Source organism: Nocardia amamiensis NBRC 102102 (assembly GCF_001612745.1).
Taxonomy (GTDB): Bacteria; Actinomycetota; Actinomycetes; order Mycobacteriales; family Mycobacteriaceae; genus Nocardia; species Nocardia amamiensis.
This window is the reverse complement of the sequence record NZ_BDBA01000237.1, coordinates 1-1,839: the sequence shown is the minus strand read 5'-3', so window position 1 is coordinate 1,839 and position 1,839 is coordinate 1. Positions and strand designations below refer to the sequence as shown.

The 1,839-nt window shown below is 70.9% G+C and carries 2 protein-coding genes; both read left to right on the top strand.

What is annotated here, in order from left to right:
• Nucleotides 1-6 precede the first annotated feature (6 nt).
• Entirely contained in the window at nucleotides 7-879 is an 873-nt protein-coding gene (locus NA4_RS32760; RefSeq protein WP_067479075.1) for a glycosyltransferase family 2 protein, read from the top strand.
• Nucleotides 880-922: 43 nt separating this feature from the next.
• Nucleotides 923-1,839 (top strand): mannose-1-phosphate guanylyltransferase (manB, locus tag NA4_RS32755; RefSeq protein ID WP_067479073.1); only part of this gene is annotated, 917 nt, incomplete at its 3' end.

Genomic DNA, 1,839 nt, shown 5'->3' with positions numbered 1-1,839 from the left:
GCAGGCATGAGCACGCTTGCCGTCGTCACGGTGACCTACTCGCCGGGTGAACACCTCGAGCACTTCATCACCACCCTCGCCGCGGCCACCACGGAGAAACCGCAGGTGATCCTCGCCGACAACGGGTCGGTGGACGGCGTGCCGGAACTGGTCGCGGAGGCCAACTCGCACGTGCGGCTGCTGCGCACCGGCGGCAACATCGGCTACGGCGGCGCGATCAACCGGGCCGTCGCGGAGATCGATCCGGCCATCGAGTTCATCGTGATCGCCAACCCCGACATCCGCTGGGGCACCGATTCCATCGACAAGCTGCTCGCGGCGGCCAAGCGCTGGCCACGCGCGGGCGCCGTCGGGCCGCTGGTGCTGGAGCCGGACGGCAGCGTGTATCCCTCCGCCCGGCGGGTGCCGGGACTGCTCGACGGCGCCGGTCACGCGATCCTTGGCACGGTGTGGAAGTCCAACCCGTGGACCCGCCGGTACCGGCAGGAGAACGAGGAGATCTCCGAGCGGGCGGTCGGCTGGCTGTCCGGGTCCTGCCTGCTGGTGCGACGCTCGGCGTTCGACTCGATCGACGGCTTCGACTCGCGCTACTTCATGTACATGGAGGACGTCGACTTCGGCGACCGGATGGGCAAGGCGGGCTGGCACAACGTGTTCGTGCCGGACGCCGAGGTCACCCATGCCAAGGGGCATGCGGCGGGCCGCCATCCCGAAGTCATGCTGCCCGCCCACCACGCCAGCGCCTACCGGTTCCAGGCCGACCGGCATCCGCACTGGTGGCAGGCACCGCTGCGGCTGGCGCTGCGGGCCGGACTTGCGGTGCGCTCGAAGATTGCGGTTCGATCTGCCCTGCGCCAACAGGCGCGCGACGCCGGGTAGCCGGTGCCGTGAAGAGTCGACGTTGTGAGCTAGGGGTAGCTTGATGGCAGGAAATGCAGGCACCGACGCCGTGATCCTGGTCGGTGGGCAGGGCACGCGGTTGCGGCCGCTGACCCTCTCGGCACCCAAGCCGATGCTGCCGACCGCCGGGTTGCCGTTCCTGACCCATCTGCTCGCCCGCATCGCGGAAGCCGGGATCACCCACGTGGTGCTGGGCACCTCCTTCAAGGCCGAGGTGTTCGAGGAGCACTTCGGCGACGGTGCCGAGCTGGGGCTGGAGATCGAGTACGTCACCGAGACCGAGCCGCTCGGCACCGGCGGCGCCATCCGCAACGTGCTGCCCAAGCTGCGCGCCGACACCGTGATGGTGTTCAACGGCGACGTGCTCGGCGGCACCGATCTCGGCGCGGTGCTCGACACGCACGAGTCCACCCGCGCCGACGTGACGCTGCACCTGGTCCGGGTGAGCGATCCGCGGGCGTTCGGCTGCGTGCCCACCGACGAGGACGGCCGGGTCACTGCGTTCCTGGAGAAGACCCAGGATCCGCCGACCGACCAGATCAACGCCGGGTGCTACGTGTTCCGCCGCGAGTACATCGAGAAGATCCCGGCCGGGCGTCCGGTGTCGGTGGAGCGCGAGGTGTTCCCCTCGCTGCTGGCCGAGGGCGCCCGCCTGCAGGCGCATGTCGACAGCTCCTACTGGCGCGACATGGGCACCCCCGAGGACTTCGTCCGCGGCTCCGCCGACTTGGTCCGCGGTATCGCCCCCTCCCCCGCCCTGCCCGGTCAGCGCGGCGAATCGCTGGTGCACCCCGGCGCGGGCGTCGCCCCCGGCGCGGTTCTCATCGGCGGCACGGTGGTCGGCCGCGGCGCCGAGATCGGCGCGGGCGCACGCCTGGACGGCGCGGTCGTCTTCGACGGCGCGAGGATCGAAGCCGGCGCCACGGTCGAGCGCACCAT